The 15,196-nt window shown below is 72.1% G+C and carries 16 protein-coding genes; 8 read left to right on the top strand and 8 right to left on the bottom strand.

Annotated elements, in window-relative coordinates; all coding sequences use genetic code 11:
• Positions 1 to 252: 252 nt before the first annotated feature.
• The 4 genes from ACWED2_RS36075 to thyX all read right to left on the bottom strand — a co-directional run bounded on the left by ACWED2_RS36075 (position 253) and on the right by thyX (position 3,237).
• On the bottom strand, positions 253 to 687 hold the full coding sequence (locus ACWED2_RS36075; RefSeq protein WP_449694998.1) for a hypothetical protein: 435 nt from the start codon (positions 685 to 687) through the stop codon (positions 253 to 255).
• A 24-nt stretch (positions 688 to 711) separates the two neighbouring features.
• Positions 712 to 1,953 carry an Nramp family divalent metal transporter gene (locus ACWED2_RS36070; RefSeq protein WP_449694997.1) on the bottom strand — a complete coding sequence of 414 codons (1,242 nt, stop codon included), beginning with the start codon at positions 1,951 to 1,953 and terminating at the stop codon, positions 712 to 714.
• Positions 1,954 to 2,089: 136 nt separating this feature from the next.
• Positions 2,090 to 2,485, bottom strand: a complete 396-nt coding sequence (locus ACWED2_RS36065) for an ACT domain-containing protein (protein ID WP_449694996.1) — start codon at positions 2,483 to 2,485, stop codon at positions 2,090 to 2,092.
• Positions 2,485 to 3,237: an FAD-dependent thymidylate synthase gene (gene thyX / locus ACWED2_RS36060; protein WP_449694995.1), complete on the bottom strand. Its 753-nt coding sequence runs from the start codon at positions 3,235 to 3,237 to the stop codon at positions 2,485 to 2,487. Before thyX ends, ACWED2_RS36065 begins: the two co-directional genes overlap by 1 nt.
• 120 nt (positions 3,238 to 3,357) lie before the next feature.
• Here thyX and ACWED2_RS36055 point away from each other — a divergent pair, with 120 nt between their 5' ends.
• The 7 genes from ACWED2_RS36055 to ACWED2_RS36025 all read left to right on the top strand — a co-directional run bounded on the left by ACWED2_RS36055 (position 3,358) and on the right by ACWED2_RS36025 (position 9,588).
• Positions 3,358 to 3,879, top strand: a complete 522-nt coding sequence (locus ACWED2_RS36055; protein ID WP_449694994.1) for a toxin-antitoxin system HicB family antitoxin — start codon at positions 3,358 to 3,360, stop codon at positions 3,877 to 3,879.
• A 12-nt stretch (positions 3,880 to 3,891) separates the two neighbouring features.
• Positions 3,892 to 4,815 carry a DUF4097 family beta strand repeat-containing protein gene (locus ACWED2_RS36050; protein WP_449694993.1) on the top strand — a complete coding sequence of 308 codons (924 nt, stop codon included), beginning with the start codon at positions 3,892 to 3,894 and terminating at the stop codon, positions 4,813 to 4,815.
• 234 nt (positions 4,816 to 5,049) lie between these two features.
• Positions 5,050 to 6,585, top strand: coding sequence for an amino acid adenylation domain-containing protein (locus ACWED2_RS36045; RefSeq protein WP_449694992.1), 1,536 nt, complete (start codon positions 5,050 to 5,052; stop codon positions 6,583 to 6,585).
• Positions 6,582 to 7,829 (top strand): hypothetical protein, encoded by a 1,248-nt coding sequence (locus tag ACWED2_RS36040; protein ID WP_449694991.1) that lies wholly within the window; start codon positions 6,582 to 6,584, stop codon positions 7,827 to 7,829. Before ACWED2_RS36045 ends, ACWED2_RS36040 begins: the two co-directional genes overlap by 4 nt.
• A 10-nt stretch (positions 7,830 to 7,839) precedes the next feature.
• Entirely contained in the window at positions 7,840 to 8,619 is a 780-nt protein-coding gene (locus ACWED2_RS36035; protein ID WP_449694990.1) for an enoyl-CoA hydratase/isomerase family protein, read from the top strand.
• The gene (locus ACWED2_RS36030; protein ID WP_449695040.1) at positions 8,558 to 9,145 is read left to right on the top strand and encodes a sigma-70 family RNA polymerase sigma factor; all 588 of its coding nucleotides are present in this window, start codon (positions 8,558 to 8,560) and stop codon (positions 9,143 to 9,145) included. Before ACWED2_RS36035 ends, ACWED2_RS36030 begins: the two co-directional genes overlap by 62 nt.
• Positions 9,142 to 9,588, top strand: a complete 447-nt coding sequence (locus tag ACWED2_RS36025) for a zf-HC2 domain-containing protein (RefSeq protein ID WP_449694989.1) — start codon at positions 9,142 to 9,144, stop codon at positions 9,586 to 9,588. Before ACWED2_RS36030 ends, ACWED2_RS36025 begins: the two co-directional genes overlap by 4 nt.
• 45 nt (positions 9,589 to 9,633) lie before the next feature.
• Here ACWED2_RS36025 and ACWED2_RS36020 read toward each other — a convergent pair whose 3' ends face one another.
• From ACWED2_RS36020 to ACWED2_RS36010, 3 genes are read right to left on the bottom strand one after another with little or no spacing between them, the layout of a single operon-like run.
• Positions 9,634 to 10,071, bottom strand: coding sequence for a hypothetical protein (locus tag ACWED2_RS36020; protein WP_449694988.1), 438 nt, complete (start codon positions 10,069 to 10,071; stop codon positions 9,634 to 9,636).
• A 20-nt stretch (positions 10,072 to 10,091) separates the two neighbouring features.
• Positions 10,092 to 10,562 carry a peptidoglycan-binding domain-containing protein gene (locus tag ACWED2_RS36015; protein ID WP_449694987.1) on the bottom strand — a complete coding sequence of 157 codons (471 nt, stop codon included), beginning with the start codon at positions 10,560 to 10,562 and terminating at the stop codon, positions 10,092 to 10,094.
• 28 nt (positions 10,563 to 10,590) lie between these two features.
• Positions 10,591 to 10,977 (bottom strand): hypothetical protein, encoded by a 387-nt coding sequence (locus tag ACWED2_RS36010; protein WP_449694986.1) that lies wholly within the window; start codon positions 10,975 to 10,977, stop codon positions 10,591 to 10,593.
• A gap of 88 nt (positions 10,978 to 11,065) precedes the next feature.
• Here ACWED2_RS36010 and ACWED2_RS36005 point away from each other — a divergent pair, with 88 nt between their 5' ends.
• The gene (locus ACWED2_RS36005; protein ID WP_449694985.1) at positions 11,066 to 13,879 is read left to right on the top strand and encodes a BTAD domain-containing putative transcriptional regulator; all 2,814 of its coding nucleotides are present in this window, start codon (positions 11,066 to 11,068) and stop codon (positions 13,877 to 13,879) included.
• 90 nt (positions 13,880 to 13,969) lie between these two features.
• Here the strand turns inward: ACWED2_RS36005 and ACWED2_RS36000 are convergent, their stop codons facing one another.
• Complete coding sequence (locus ACWED2_RS36000; protein WP_449694984.1) at positions 13,970 to 15,184, bottom strand: winged helix-turn-helix domain-containing protein; 1,215 nt, start codon at positions 15,182 to 15,184, stop codon at positions 13,970 to 13,972.
• Positions 15,185 to 15,196 lie beyond the last annotated feature (12 nt).

Raw genomic sequence — 15,196 nt, 5'->3', positions numbered from 1 at the left:
CGGACGGACGACACGCGCACTTGGAGGGTCGGCTCGCGTACCCGGACGGACGACACGCGCACTTGGAGGGTCGGCTCGCGTACCCGGACGGACGACACGCGCACTTGGAGGGTCGGCTCGCGTACCCGGACGGACGACTCGCGCACTTGGAGGGTCGGCTCGCGTACCTGGACGGATGACTCGCCGACCGGGGCTCTCGCGGCCTTGGCCCGGGTACTCGTGATCGGCGGCAGCTCGAGATTGCAGGGTGGGTCAGAGGTGGGTTTCGCCGCGGTAGGGCAGCCAGCGGTAGCCCGGGGCGAAGCCGCTGAACTCGGCCCGCCGCCCCGCCCGGGTCCAGATGTCCTCGGAGACCACGAGGCCGGGGAAGATCGTCAGGTCGGTCTCGGCCAGGAGCTCGTCGTGGCTGCGGAACCGGGCGGTCTCGATGCCGGCGAGCGCGTAGCGGTACACCGGTGGCGCCGTCCGCAGCAGCCAGTAGAGCCGGCGTCCGGCCGCGGTCATGGCCGCCGCTTCCTCGGCGGAGTTCGCGCCGGTGCGGCTGAGGCCTTCCGGCGCGACCCGGCACCACCAGGCGTTCTTGCTCTCGAAGACCCCCACCGGCCAGCCGTCGAAGTGCCGCGCGAGGTCGCGGGCGTGGGTCTCGCGCTCCCCGCATTCGGCGTTGAGGGCGAAGGTCCAGGCCATGGCCGCGTTACCCCGTTCCGTGGGTCAACCGGTGACCGTCAGGTAGACGAGCACCAGGTTGAGAGCGATGATGATCGCCGCGATCACCGAGGCCGCGACCGTCGTCAGGCGGCGGTTCGTGTCCTCCCCCATCAGATCACGGTCGGCCGTCAGCCGGATCAACGGCACCAGCGCGAACGGTATCCCGAACGACAGCACCACCTGGGACACCACCAGCGCCGCGCTCGGGTCGGCGCCCAGCGCCAGCACCACGATCGCCGGGGTGAGGGTCACCAGCCGGCGCAGGACCAGCGGAATTCGCTTGTGGAGCAACCCCTGCATGATCATCGCGCCCGCGTACGCGCCCACCGACGTCGAGGCCAGGCCCGAGGCCAGCAGGCCGATCGCGAACAGCAGCGCGACACCCGGGCCGAGCGCCGAGGCGACCGCGCCGTGTGCGCCTTCGATGCTGTCCACGCCCTCCTGACCCTGGAGGTTCGTCGCGGCCAGCAGCAGCATGCCGAGGTTCACCGCGCCCGCGAGCAGCATCGCCAGGCCGACGTCGGCCCGCGTCGCCCGCAGCAGGCGGCGGCGCCGGATGCCGTCGGGGTGCCCGTGGCGGTCGCGGACCAGGCCCGAGTGCAGGTAGACCGCGTGCGGCATGACCGTCGCGCCGAGCATGGCCGCCGCGATCAGGATGCTGCCCGCGCCGTCGAACTTCGGGACCAGCCCGCCGAGGGTCGCCGCGGCCGACGGCGGCTCGACGAACAGGCTCGCCAGGAAGCCGACCGCGATCACCAGCAGCAGGCCGGTGACGACCCGCTCGAACGTCCGCTGGCCGCCGCGGTCCTGGACCGCGAGCAGCGTCAGCGACACCGCGCCGGTGATCACGCCGCCGACGATGAGCGGGAGGTCGAAGAGCAGGTTGAGGGCGATCGCGCCGCCGACCACCTCGGCCAGGTCGGTGGCGACGGCGACGATCTCCGCCTGCGCCCAGTAGGCCAGCCGCGCGGGGCGGGACAGGCGGGCGCGCAGGGCCTCCGGCAGCGACATCCCGCTGACCAGCCCGAGCTTCGCCGACAGGTACTGCACCAGCACGGCCATCAGGTTCGCCGCGACGATCACCCAGACCAGCAGGTAGCCGTAGCGAGCGCCGGCGCTGATGTTGGAGGCGACGTTCCCCGGGTCGACGTAGGCGATGGCGGCAACGAAGGCCGGCCCGAGCAGGGCCGACCCGGTGCGCAGGCGGGCCACCAGTCTCGGCCGGACAGCCTCGGTCACAGCCATGTAGCCCACCTCTCGAAAACCGGATGTCGGGGACCCAAAATCGAAGTTTAGGCACGCCGAACTTTGTTTTTCAAGGGTGACCACGCCCACCCTCGACCCCGGATACCCCGATCGACGGCGGTGAAAAGTGCGAAAGTCAGAGGTGGCCGACCTCGTGGCCGGCCTCGCGCAAGGCCGCGACCGCGTCGTCGAGATCGCCCGCGCGCACCAGGATGTGGTCGGTGTCGAACGTCGACAACGAGAACAGCGCGACCCCGGCCGCGGCCAGCTCGGAGGCCAGCGCGGCGATGATCCCGGTGAGCGTGAACTCCAGCGGACCGCGGACCGACAGCAGCCGCCAGCCGTCCTCGGCGGCCGTGGCCCCACCCGGCTCGCGGCCGGCCGGGCAGATCACCGACAGTTCTTGGGGCGTCCGCGTCACCGAGACGAGGGCTTCGCCGGGCTCGAACAGCTCGGCGGGCACCGCGGCGTCCGCGGGCAGCCGCACCACGGCGTACTCGCCGGGCCGGACGTCGATCGCGAGTCGCTTCATCAGCCTTCCAGCACCTTCGGGCTCGTGGCGATTTCGGTGCCGTCCGGCAACGTCGAGATGGTGAAGTCCGCGAACACGTTCGCCGCGGCCTTCTGCAGCTGCCGCAGGCACTCCACGGCCAGCTCGCGGATTTCCACGTCGGCGTGCTCGGTGGCGCGCATGGCGACGAAGTGCCGCCAGGCCCGGTAGTTCCCGGTCACCACGATGCGGGTTTCGGTCGCGTTCGGCAGCACCGCGCGGGCGGCCTGGCGGGCCTGCTTGCGGCGCAGGGTCGCGCTCGGGACGTCGGCGAACTTCTCCTCGAGCCCGGCCAGCAGCTCGGTGTAGGCATCGACGCTCGCCCGGGTCGCGGCGACGAACTTCTCGTGCAGCACCGGGTCGTTCGCGATGATCTCCGGCTCGACGAACTCGGCGTCGCGCTCGGGGACGTACCGCTGCGAGAGCTGGGAGTAGGAGAAGTGCCGGTGCCGGATCAGCTCGTGGGTCAGCGACCGGGAGATGCCGGTGATGTAGAAGGTCACCGAACCGTGCTCCAGCACGGAAAGGTGGCCGACGTCGATGATGTGCTCGAGGTAGCCGGCGTTGGTCGCGGTGGCCGGGTTCGGCTTCTTCCACGACTGGTAGCAGGCGCGGCCGGCGAACTCGGCGAGCGCTTCCCCGCCGTCGGCGTCGGTCGACCACGGCACGTCCGGAGGCGGGAAGAACTCGGTCTTCGCGATCAGCTGCACTCGGGGTGACACGGTTGCGGTCACGTCAGCACTCCTTCTCCCGGCTCCCGCGCAGCCTAACCGCGTGAGGGCGGTCACTCCCGGGTGACACGTGACATCACCGCTCACCTTGACTGACATCACGAGTGACGTCATAGTGGTGTCATGGACTTGACGCCGTACATCGCCAACCTTCGCGAGGACCTCGCGAACACGGCTGCCGCCGGGGACGAGCAGACCCGGCGAGCGGCCGCCCTGCTGTCCTCCGCACTCGAACCCGCCGTCCGCCTGACCCTGATGAACGCCCTCGCCGACCTCGCCGCCGAGGTCACGGCCGCGCTGCCGGGCCAGGTGGTGGACGTCCGGCTCGACGGCCGGGACGTCCGCGTGGTCGTCACCGGTACCGCCGAGGAGACGACGTCACGGGAGACACCACGTGACACCACACCGCCGCCACCGATCGACGGCGGTGACATCAGCCGGATCACCCTCCGGCTGGTCGAGCAGATCAAGGGCCAGGCCGAACGCGCCGCGGCCGCCCAGGGCGTCTCGCTGAACACCTTCGTTTCGCAGGCGGTGCAGGGCGCGCTGGGACACGGGGCGCTCGGCGGCGGGGGCCACAAGCACCAGAGCAAGGGCGACCGCGGCGGGAGCGGGTCGCACCTGCACGGCTGGGTCGAAGGCTGAGGGGACGAGACGATGAGTGAAGAACAGACCACACCGGCCGCCGAGCCGAACGACGAACTGGTCCGGATCGACGAGTTCGAGACCGACGTCCCGCTGGAGCTCGACATCAGCGTCACCATCGGCCGCGTCGAGGTCGTCCTGGACGGCGACTCCGGCGCGCGCGTCGAGCTGCGGCACGACCAAGGCGAGCAGCAGCCGTGGGTGGCGGGGGTCAACAGCCTGCTGTCGTGGGTCGGCGAGCGCTTCGGCGACCAGCTGGGCGTCGACCCGGCGACCTCGCCCGCCGAAGCGGTGCGGCAGAGCCGGATCGAAAAGCTCGGCAACCGGCTGGTCGTGAGCGCGCCGAAGGCGTGGCAGCTGCGCAACGCCGCGCTCGCGGTGAAGGTGCACGCGCCGGCGGGCTCGCACGTCGAGGTGCGGGCGGGCGCGGCGGACGTCACCGTGACCGGCTCGGCCGGCCGCGTCGACCTGCTCACCGGCTCCGGCGAAGTGAAGCTCGAGCGCGCCGACGGCTCGGCGACGATCCGCACCGGCAGCGGCGCCGTGAAGCTCGGCCCGACACTGGGCGGGCTGCAGCTGCGCAGCGGCAGCGGCCACGTCGAGGCGTCGTCGATCGCCGGCTCCGCGACCCTGGCCACCGGCACCGGCGACGTCTGGCTGGGCGCGGTCTCCGGCGAGGTGATGGCCCGCACCGGCAGCGGCGACCTTTCGGTGGCCGACGCCGGATCGGGCACGCTCGACCTGATCACCGGCTCCGGCGAGGTCCGCATCGGCATCCGCGGCGGGACGTCCGCCGAGGTCGACCTGACCTCCAGCGCCGGGCGCGTCTCCAGTGAGCTGGACGTCGCCGACACCGCCCCCGAGGGCGGCGTGAAGCTGAAGGTCCGCGCCAGGACGGGCACCGGCAACGCCGTGGTGACGCGCGCGGCGGGCTGAGTAAGGGGGAGGAACGGGCCGTTCCCGGCCGGGGTGCCGGGGACGGCCCGTTCGCGCGAAATACCAGAGAAAGCGCTCGACTGAAATCCGGCGTACGAATGGTGAATCCATCGAAACGCCGTTTCACATGGTTACAGCAGGGAAAATCTGATTTTCTCGGATCGGCCTTGAACAAATCGGCAGGCTGTCTCGTTCACATCGGTTGACCGCGCCGGCCTGGCGAAAGGTGACCGAGTGACCGCGCTGATCCGCCCCTCCTCGCAGCAGGGCCTGACCGCCACCGACCGCGTGCTGTTCCAGCGGTTCGGCATCGGAAAGGCCGCCGAAGTCCCGTTTCGCCGAATTCATGACGCCGTATTGGCGCAGGCGCGGGCCCGTCCGGACGCAGTGGCCGTGATGCGCTCGGGTGAATCGCTCACCTACGCCGAACTCGATCGGGACTCGGCGTCGCTCGCCGCCACGCTCGCCCGGCTCGGCGTGCGGCCGGGGCAGCACGTCGGCCTGTTCCTCACGCGGTCGATCCCGATGGTGGTCGGCATCCTCGCCGTGCTGCGCGCCGGCGCGGCGTACGTGCCGCAGGACATCCGGATCACGCCCGCCCCGCAGTTGCGGCACATCGTGGCGACCGCGGGCATCGACGTCGTCCTGACCACCCGCGAACACGCCGCCGCGCTGCCCGCGGGCCTCGGCCGGGTCGTCGCCATCGACGGCGGGCACCCGCACCACGAGGCTCCCGTCACCGGCGGCGGCAGCACCGCCATGGTGATCTTCACGTCCGGGACGACCGGGCGCCCCAACGGCGTCCAGGTCACCCACGCGAACCTCGCCAACGTCCTGCTGACCGCCCCGGGCTCGCTCGGCATCCGGCCCGGCGACCGGGTGGCGCAGCTGCTGAACATCGCCTTCGACATGGCCGCCTGGGAGATCCTCGGCACGCTTTCCCACGGCGGCTGCCTGGTGATCCGCGGCAAGGACATCGAGGCGGCCGCCCGCGAGGCCGACGTCCTCATCGCCACTCCGGGCGTTCTGTCCACAGTGGATCCACGCGCCTGCCCGCGGGTGCGGACCGTCGCCGTGGCGGGCGAGCGGTGCCCGGCCGCGCTGGCCGACGCCTGGGCGCGGCGCGCGAGCTTCCACAACGCCTGCGGCCCCACCGAGGTGACCATCGTCAACACCGTGCAGCGCTACGACCCGCGGCTCGGCAAGCTGACGATCGGCCGCCCGGTGCCGAACACCACGGTGTACGTGCTCGACGACGAGCTGAGACCGTGCCCGATCGGGCAGGTCGGCGAGATGTGGGCGGGCGGCGCGTGCGTCACGGCGGGGTACGCCGGCAACGACGCCCTCACCGCCGAGCGCTACCGGCCCGACCCCTTCCTCGGCGGCGCGCACCGGATGTTCCGCACCCGGGACCTCGTCCGGTGGACCACCGACGGGCAACTGGAGCACCACGGCCGCACCGACGACCAGGTCAAGGTGCGCGGCTTCCGCGTCGAGCTGGACGCGGTCACCGCCACGCTGGAGCGGGCGCCGGGCTGCGAGCGGGCGGCCACGCTCCTTTACGAGGGCGGACTCGTCGGCTTCGTGACCCCTTCGACGGCCGAGCCCGAGCTGATCCGCCGTTCGGCCGAAGCCGCGCTGCCGTACTACAGCGTGCCCGCGATGATCGTCCCGGTGGACCACCTGCCGCTCACCGACCGGGGCAAGGTCGACCGGCGCGCCCTGCTGTCGCGTTTGGACAGCCGCGAGCCGGCGGAGACGGTGGCATGACCGCGACGCTGCCCTCGGCACCGGAGTCCGTGCGGGCCCGGCTGAAGCGACGCCCGTGGACCCACCACAACCGGCTGGCCGCCGCGGTGGTCGCGGGCAACGCCGTCGCCGCCACCGCCGGCCCGCTCGACGTCGGCGTGCTGACCTGGCTGGTGCTGGGAAACCTGGCACTGGCCGTGCTGATCCGCCAGCAGCTGGTGATCAACCTGCTGTTCCGGCTGGCCACCGCCGCGCCGGTGCGCCGTTCGCTGCGGCTGCGGTGGACGCTGGGCAAGGTCTACCACTTCGGCGGGCTGCACGTCGGCGGCACGCTCTGCGCCACCGGCTGGTTCCTGGTGCTCACCGGCGTGCTGACCGCCCGCGGCGGGCCGACGGCCCTGCTGGTGACCACCTGGGCGATCGCGGTGGTCCTCGCCGTCGTGGTCGTGCTCGCGCTGCCCCCGGTGCGGGCGCGGCGGCACGACCTGTTCGAGCGCTCCCACCGGTTCGGCGGCTGGGCGCTGCTGGTGCTGTTCACCGTCCACTCGGTGCTGCTGGGCGGGCCCGCGTTCGTCGGCTCGGGGCCGTTCTGGGTGCTGCTGGCCGTCGTCACGAGCGTGGCGCTGCCGTGGCTGCGGCTGCGGCGGGTGCCGGTGCGGATCACCCGGCCGTCGCCGCACGTGGCGCTGCTGTCGTTCGACTACGGCGTGACGCCGTTCGCCGGCTCGTCGACGGCGCTGAGCCGCAACCCGTTGCTGGAGTGGCATTCCTTCGCCAACGTGCCCGCGCCCGGGCGCTCCGGGTTCCGGCTGACGGTGTCCCGGGCCGGCGACTGGACCGGCGCCCTGATCGACGACCTGCCGTCGCACCTGTGGGTGAAGGGCATCCCGACGGCCGGGGTCGGGAACATCGACAAGCTGTTCCGCAAGGTGGTCTGGGTGGCCACCGGCAGCGGGATCGGCCCGTGCCTGCCGCACCTGCTTTCCGGGGAGACGCCCGCGCGGCTCGTCTGGTCGACCCGCCACCCCCGGCGCACCTACGGCGACGAACTCGTCGACGAGATCCTCGCCGTCCAGCCGGACGCCGTCGTGTGGGACACCGACAGCGCCGGCAAACCCGATCTGGTCGAACTGGCCCTGAGCGCCCACCGGGACTTCGCCGCGGAAGCCGTGATCTGCATTTCGAACAAGAGGACAACTTGGCACGTCGTCGAGGCGCTGGAAGCCCGCGGGATTCCGGCCTTCGGCGCGATCTGGGACTCGTGAGGGAGACAGCATGGACCGGACCGTCGTAGTCGACCTGCAGGCGCCCGTGGCGACCGTGACCGTGGACCGGCCGCGGGCGCGCAACGCGCTGTCGTCCCAGGTGCTCACCGAGCTGCTCGAGGTGTGCGCGTCGCTGGGCGGAGATCCGGCGGTCGCGGGCGTCGTCCTCACCGGCGCGCCGGGGCCGGCGTTCGTCGCGGGGGCCGACATCCGCGAGATGGCGGCGCTGGATCCCCCGCGAGGAGCGGAGTTCGGGGCGCTCGGCCAGGCGGTGACCCGGGCGCTGGAGGCCTTGCCGGTGCCGGTGATCGCCTGTGTGGACGGTTACGCGCTGGGCGGCGGCTGCGAACTCGCACTGGCGTGCGACTTCGTCTACGCGACGCCGAAGGCGGTGTTCGGCCAGCCGGAGGTGCTGCTCGGGCTGATCCCGGGCTTCGGCGGCTGCGTGCGGCTGTGGCGTCAGGTCGGTCCCGGCCGCGCGCGCGAGCTGATCTTCACCGGCCGGCACGTCGACGCGGCCGAGGCGCACCGGATCGGGCTGGTCACCGAGCTGTTCGACAGCCGCGAAGCGATGCTCGCCGGGGCCCGCGCGACGATCGCGGCGGTGTCGCGGAACTCGCGCGACGCGGTGGCGCTGGCCAAGGAGGCGGTGAACGCGAGCCGCGGCCGCACCGTGGCCGACGGCCTGGAGCTGGAGCTCTCGGCGTTCCGTTCGGCGTTCACGAGTCCTGACATGCGGGAAGGTACCGGGGCCTTCCTCGGCAAACGCGAACCGGTCTTCGGGCGTTGACCGGGGTCGGTGCGCCATCAACGAGACGCACACGGCGCTGCTTCAGGCGCTGCACGACGAGCACGCACCGGCCCTGTGGCGGTACGCCCTGCGGCTGACCGGCGACGACCAGCTCGCGCAGGACGTCGTCCAGGAATCCTTGCTGCGGCTGTGGAACAGCCCGGAGATCCTGGAACAGGGTGAGCCGGCATCGCGCGCGTGGCTGTTCACGGTGGCGCGCAACGTGGTGATCGACGAGCGCCGGAGCGCGCGTTCGCGGCGGGAGGTGCGGTCGCCGTTCGTGCCGGAGGAGTCCCGTTCGGACCCGATCGACTCGGCGCTGGACGCGTGGGTGATCACGGACGTGCTGACCCAGCTGACGCCGGAGCACCGGACGGTGATCGTCCGGGCGTACTACATGGGGCAGTCGGTGGCGGAGCTGGCGGTGGAGCTGGAGGTGCCGGAGGGAACGGTGCGCTCCCGGTTGTTCTACGGCCTGCGGGCGCTGCGGCTGGCGTTGCAGGAGCGGGGGTTGACCAGGCGTTGAGCGATCCGTACCGGGACTGGGACGCGGCGTACGTGCTCGGTGCGCTGTCGCCGGGCGAGCGCCGGGAGTACGAGACGCATTTGTCGTGCTGCGTTTCCTGCGCGGCGGCGGTGGCGTCGTTCGCGGGGATGCCGGGGATCCTGTCGGTGGTGCCGCGGGAGACGTCGGTGGAGCTGCTGGAGCCGGTTTCGCCGCGGGTCTCGCTGGTGCCGGGGTTGGTGCGGGAGGTCCGGGCTTCGCGACGGCGTGGCCGGGCCCGCGTGGCGGCGGCCCTGGCAGGGGCGGCGTTGGCGGGAGCGGTGGCCGGGGCGAGGTTGTTCGCGCAGGGGTGTTCGCCGGATCCGCGGATCGACCGGACCACGTCGGCGCCGGCGACGAGTGCCGGTCCGGGCCGTTCGGGCGGGTTACCGGCCGGCAGTACGGCGGCGCCGGCAGGACCGTAGCCCTGCCGGTGCCCACCCCCGGCCACCCACTGGTCGTGGTAGCGGTCAGAAGGCGATCAGGTTGCCGTAGCTGGACCCGAAGGTGTTTTCGTAGAACTGGAATTCGAGCCGGAACCTGGTTCCGTCCTTGACGTTGGTGGCGATGACCATCCAGTCGGTGGCGGCGTCCGAGTAGTAGTACTTCCAGCTGCTCTGGCAGTACCCGGCGCTGACGAAGCAGACGCGGATGAGCGCCTGGAAGGTTTGGTCTCCGCTTTGCGACCGGTTGCTGAAGTTGATGTCCTGGCACCGGTTGGTCGTGGTGTAGGTGCCGGAAGCGGACGGCAGGTACGCGTTGGCCGGGCCGCCCGTGACGTACCCGGATACCGCGTTGTCCAGGCACAGGCCGGGCCGGGCGGGCCGGGTGGCTGCGCCGGCCTGCCCCGGGGCAAGGCTGAAGAGCACTACGAGTACCGCGGTGAGCAGGCGGATGCGAGCAGTCATCGTTCTCTCCTTCACGGGTGCTAGTAGTGGTAGCAGCGGTTGGCCACGTCGTTCGAGGGGAACCGCATCGCGTTCCGGGTGTTCGGGCCGTACACGCCGTCCGGGGTGGTGCCGATGTTCCCCTGCACGCCCTTGAGGGCGGCCTCGGTCCGCGGCCCGAAACCACCGTCGACGCTGATGCTTCCCACCAGCTCGTTCGCGTAGGGGGCCGCCAGGTGGACGTTCGGGTAGCAGGCCTTCAGCGTGTACTGCAGGGTGCGCACGACGGCGGAATTGGCCGCCTGGGTCCGGCCGATGAGGCAGGTGACGTTCCCGCTGCCGGTCGCGGGCACGGCGAGGTTGTTGCCGCCTCGGTTCACGTTGATCGTGGTGGTGCACAACGGCGTCGCCGCGGACGCGACGCCGGACGGCACCAGCGTGAGCGCCATTGCCGCGAGAACCGTGGCGACGGCGGCGGCGGTGTGCCCCCGCAGGCCGATGCGTTTGCTCATGAGCTTTCCCTCCTCGGTTTCCGTTCGTTCACGTTCCGTTGGACAGCGAGCCACCGCCCCCACTGCCGCTCCCCGTTTTGAGGCAGTTCAGGAAGTAGGAGCCGAAGAGCCCCCTGATCGTCTTGGACTTGGCGAGAAAACGGTTGCTGTTGCTGAGAATTCCCACCTCGATGCCGTTCCCGGCGTCGTGCACGCGGCAGGTGGTCGTTCCGCTGCTCGGCGCGAAGACCGTCATCACGACGGCATGTTCGGCGGCGTTCGCCGGAATCACGCCGGTCGAACAGCCGATGCTGGCGGCGGGAATGGTGCAGCCGCTGGTGGCGGCGGCCGCCGTTCCGGCGCCGAGCACCAGCCCGAGCAAAACGGTGGCGCCGCTGACGGCGACCGCCAGAGGTTTCGTTGTCCTGTGCGACATCTGTTGGCTCCTTGGTCTGTCACCCGTTCCCCGGAGTCTGCTCCGGCCACCTTGACGGCGGCTTGACACGGACGACCCGCGAGTGGGCATGATGCGGCGGGGGGAGCTGATGGAGTTCCGGTTGCTGGGTCCCTTGCGCGCCCGCAGGGGGAACGAGGACCTCGAGCTCGGGCGCCGCGCGCAACGCCTGGTGCTCGGCGTGTTGCTGCTCGAAACCGGCAAACCGGTTTCCTTCGCCCGGCTCGAGGAAGTGCTTTGGGGCGACTTCGTGCCGCCGAACGGCCGAGCGATGTTGCAGACCCACGTGTCGCGCCTGCGCCGGCTGCTCGACCCCGGCCGGGCGGGCGGCGGCGACTGCCGGATCGTGACGCTGGGGTCGGCCTACCTCCTGGAGACCGACCCCGGAACCGTGGACGTCCACCGGTTCCGGGAGGCGGTGACGCGCGGGCTGGCGTCGGCCGACCTCGAAGAGAAGGCGTGCTTGCTTCGCGGCGCGGTGGACCTGTGGCGCGGCCCGCTCCTCGCCGACCTGATCGACGACGACCTCAGGTACCAGCTCGGCGCCGGGCTGGAAGAACTGCGCCTGACCGCCTGGGAGGCGCTGGCGGAAGCCGATCTCGCCGTGGGACGGCATCGCCAGGCGACGGCCACGCTGGCGGAACTCGTGGCCGAGTACCCGACCCGGGAGTCGCTGGTCTCCTCACTGATGCTCGCCCTCTACCGAGACGGCCGGGGCGCGGAAGCACTCACCGTCTACCACGACACGCGCACGGCGCTCGCCGACCGGCTCGGCGCGGACCCCAGCCGCACCCTGCAGCAGCTCTACCACGCCATCCTGCGGGCGGACCCCGACCTGGTCGTGACCGGCGGCCCGAAGCCCGCGGAACGGGCCGTGCCGCGCCAGCTGCCCGCGGCGACGCGGCCGTTCGTCGGGCGCGCCGGCGAATTCGCCGTGCTCGACGAGACTTCCGGCCTCGCCGGCCGGCAACGCGCGTCGGTCGTCGTGCTGGCGGGCATGGCCGGCGCCGGCAAGACCGCCCTGGCCCTGAACTGGGCGCACCGCAGGCAGGAGTGCTTCCCGGACGGCCAGCTCTTCCTGAACCTCAACGGGTTCGCCGACTTGCCGTCGACCTCGCCTGCCGACGCGCTGGCGCAGCTGCTCCGTGCCCTCGGCGTTTCCGTCGCGGATCTGCCGAAGTCGGTGGACGAGGCCGGCGCGTTGTACCGCACGCTCGTGGCCGACCGGCGCGTCATGGTGCTCCTCGACAACGCCGCGAGCGCGGACCAGGTGCGCCCGCTGCTTCCGGGCGGCGGCAAGTGCTTCACGCTGGTGACCAGCCGAGGCAGCCTGAACGGGCTGGTCGCCGTGGACGGCGCGCGGCGGATCACGGTCGGCTCGCTCAGCACGCACGAGTCGTGCGTGCTCCTGAGCGAGATCGCCGGGGCCGGCCGGGTCGGCGACGAGCACCCGGCAGCGCGCGAGATCACCCGGTTGTGCGCCCGGTTGCCGCTCGCCGTGCGGATCGCCGGGGCGACGCTGGCCGAGAACGGAAGCCTGTCCGTCTCCGGGTACGCCGCCGAACTGGGCACCGACCGCAGGCTGGCCGCGTTGCAGGTCGCCGACGACCCGGACGCGGCCGTGCGGGTGGCGCTGGACCGGTCCTACGCCAATCTGCGTCCGCCGGTGCGCCGGCTCCACGCGTTGCTGGGCCTTCTTCCCGGGCCCGACATCTCTTTGCCGGCGGCCGCCGCCCTCGCCGGGCTTCCGCAGCCGCAGGCAGCGCGCCGGCTGGCTCAGCTCACCGACACCCATCTCGTGGTCAGCTCCGGCGCCGATCGCTACGCGATGCACGACCTGGTCCGGCTCTTCGCCCGCGAGCGGGCCGTCACCGACGCGACCACGGCGGACCGGGACGACGCCGCCGTCCGCCTCCTGACCTGGTACCGGGACGCCGCGAACGCGGCGGATCGGGTGCTCCGCCCCCGGGAGCGGCCCAACTTCGAGTCGACCACCCACCCCATCGCCCCGGCCGACGAGGCGGCCGCGCTGGACTGGTTCGGCCGGGAGGAGGAAAACCTCGTCGCCGCCGCGGCCTTCGCCGGGCGGGAGCATCCCCGGCTCGCCTGGCAGATCGCCGCGGCCATGTACGGGTGGCTGTACCGCCGCTATTCCCGCACCGGGTGGATCGAGATCTACCGGCGCGCCGCCGACGCCGCCGTCCGGGCCGGCGACACCGCGGGAGAAGCCCTCATCGTCGGGCGGATGGCCATCGCCTACGGTCTGCTCCGCCAAGTGGACGACGCCGTGGCCGCGTGCCGGCGCGCCTACGAGCTGCGCCGGTCCCTCGGCGACCGGCTGGGCACGGCGACCGCGCTGTTGAACCTGGCCGCGGTCCATCTGAACGATCGGCGCCCCGAGGAGGCGATCCGGGTCCTGCACCGGGCGAGGAAGGAAGCGCGGGGCGTCGCCGGCAGCGGGCACTTCACCACGATGATCCACAGCAACCTGGCCGAGGCCTACCACCTCACCGGCCGGTTCCCGGAGGCGCGACAGCACTTCCGCCGTGCCCTCGAGGCCGGCAGCCGGGACACCAACCTTCGCGACCAGGCCCAGATCCTGATCGAATTCGCCGCGTTCAGCGCCGAGTGCGACGACCTGGGACGGGCACTCGACCTCGCCGAACGCGGCCGGCACCTCGCGGCCGCCACCGGTGACGAGGTGCTGGTCGCGGAGGCACGGGCAAAGCTGGGCTCGATCCACCTCGCCCTCGCCGAGACCGGCCCGGCCCTCGAACACCTCTACGCCGCACTGGCCACCTACGACCGTCTCGGTCACCGCGGCACCGCCGAACTCCGCGACCAGATCAAGAAGATCCATTCGACGACCCCGGGCGACGGGTGACTTCGCCGCCCAGGCCCTCTCACGTTCGGGGATTCTCTTCGGTGAGGTGCACCGACCGGCTGCGGCTTGCGTGCCGGATCGAGCCCGTTTTCAGCGCACCAGCTTCGCCAGGGGCCGGGCCAGGTCGCCGCGGGTGCCGACCGCCACGCCGGAGAGGCCGAGCCACTCCGCCATGTGCCGCAGCTCTGCGGCCAGTTCCGGCAGGACCCGGGCCACGTCGGCCCCTTCCTCCGCGAAGGCCCCCTGCACCCGCAGGACCCCGGCCGCGCGGTCGGACTTGAGGTCCACCCGGGCCACCAGTGATCCGTCGAGGAGGAACGGGAACACGTAATACCCGTACACCCGCTTCGGCTCCGGGACGTAGATCTCGATCCGGTAGTGGAAGCCGAACAGCCGCTCGGTGCGGGCCCGCTCCCAGATCAGCGGGTCGAACGGGCACAGCAACGCCCGGCCGGCGACGTTCCGCGGCGTGCGGGCCGACGCGTGCCGGTACGCCACCTGCTTCCAGCCGCGGACCGCGACCGGCTCCAGCTCGCCCGACTCCACCAGCTCCGCCACCGCCTGGCGGGCCGGGCCGGGGCCGAGGCGATAGTAGTCGCGCAGGTCCGTCTCCGTCGCCACCCCCAGCGCCTGCGCCGAACGCGAGATCAGGCCCCGCGCGCCCTCTTCCGCGGTCACCGAGCGGGACAGGATCTCCGGCGGGACCACCCGCTCGGTGAGGTCGTAGAGGCGCTCGAAGGAACGCCGGGTGCCCGTGGTCAGCTGGCCGATGCCGAACAGGTACTCGCAGACCCGCTTGACCTCCGACCGCTCCCACCACGAGCCCGGCCCGCGGCGCTGGGCGTCCGCCGCCACCGCGCGCTCGATGCCGCCCGCGCCGATCGGGCCCAGCTCCTTGACCACCGAGAGGATCTCGTCGACCAGGCCCGGCGACTTCTCGATCAACGGCCCGTAGTGCCGCCACCAGCCGTCGCGCTTGGCGCCCGAGCGGATCAAGGGCCAGTCTTCGATCGGGAGCAGGCTTGCCTCATGGGCCCACGTCTCCACCAGCAGCCGCGGACGACGCGCCGAGTGCGCCCACGCCGCTTCGTCGAGCATGGCCGGGTCGTACGCGCCCAGCCGCGAGAACACCGGCATGTAGTGGGCCCGGACCGCCACGTTCACCGAGTCCAGCTGCAGCAGCCGGACTCGCGAAAGCACCCGTTTCAGGTGCTGCCGCGAAGGCACGCCGGACGGACGCGGGTCGGTGAAGCCCTGTGCGGCCAGGAACGTCTTCCGGGCCGTCGAGACGCTGATCGTTTGCATGGTGAGCTCATG

This window comes from Amycolatopsis sp. NPDC005003, assembly GCF_053600695.1.
The sequence above is the reverse complement of the archived record's forward strand: the minus strand, read 5'-3'. Positions and strand labels throughout refer to the sequence as shown.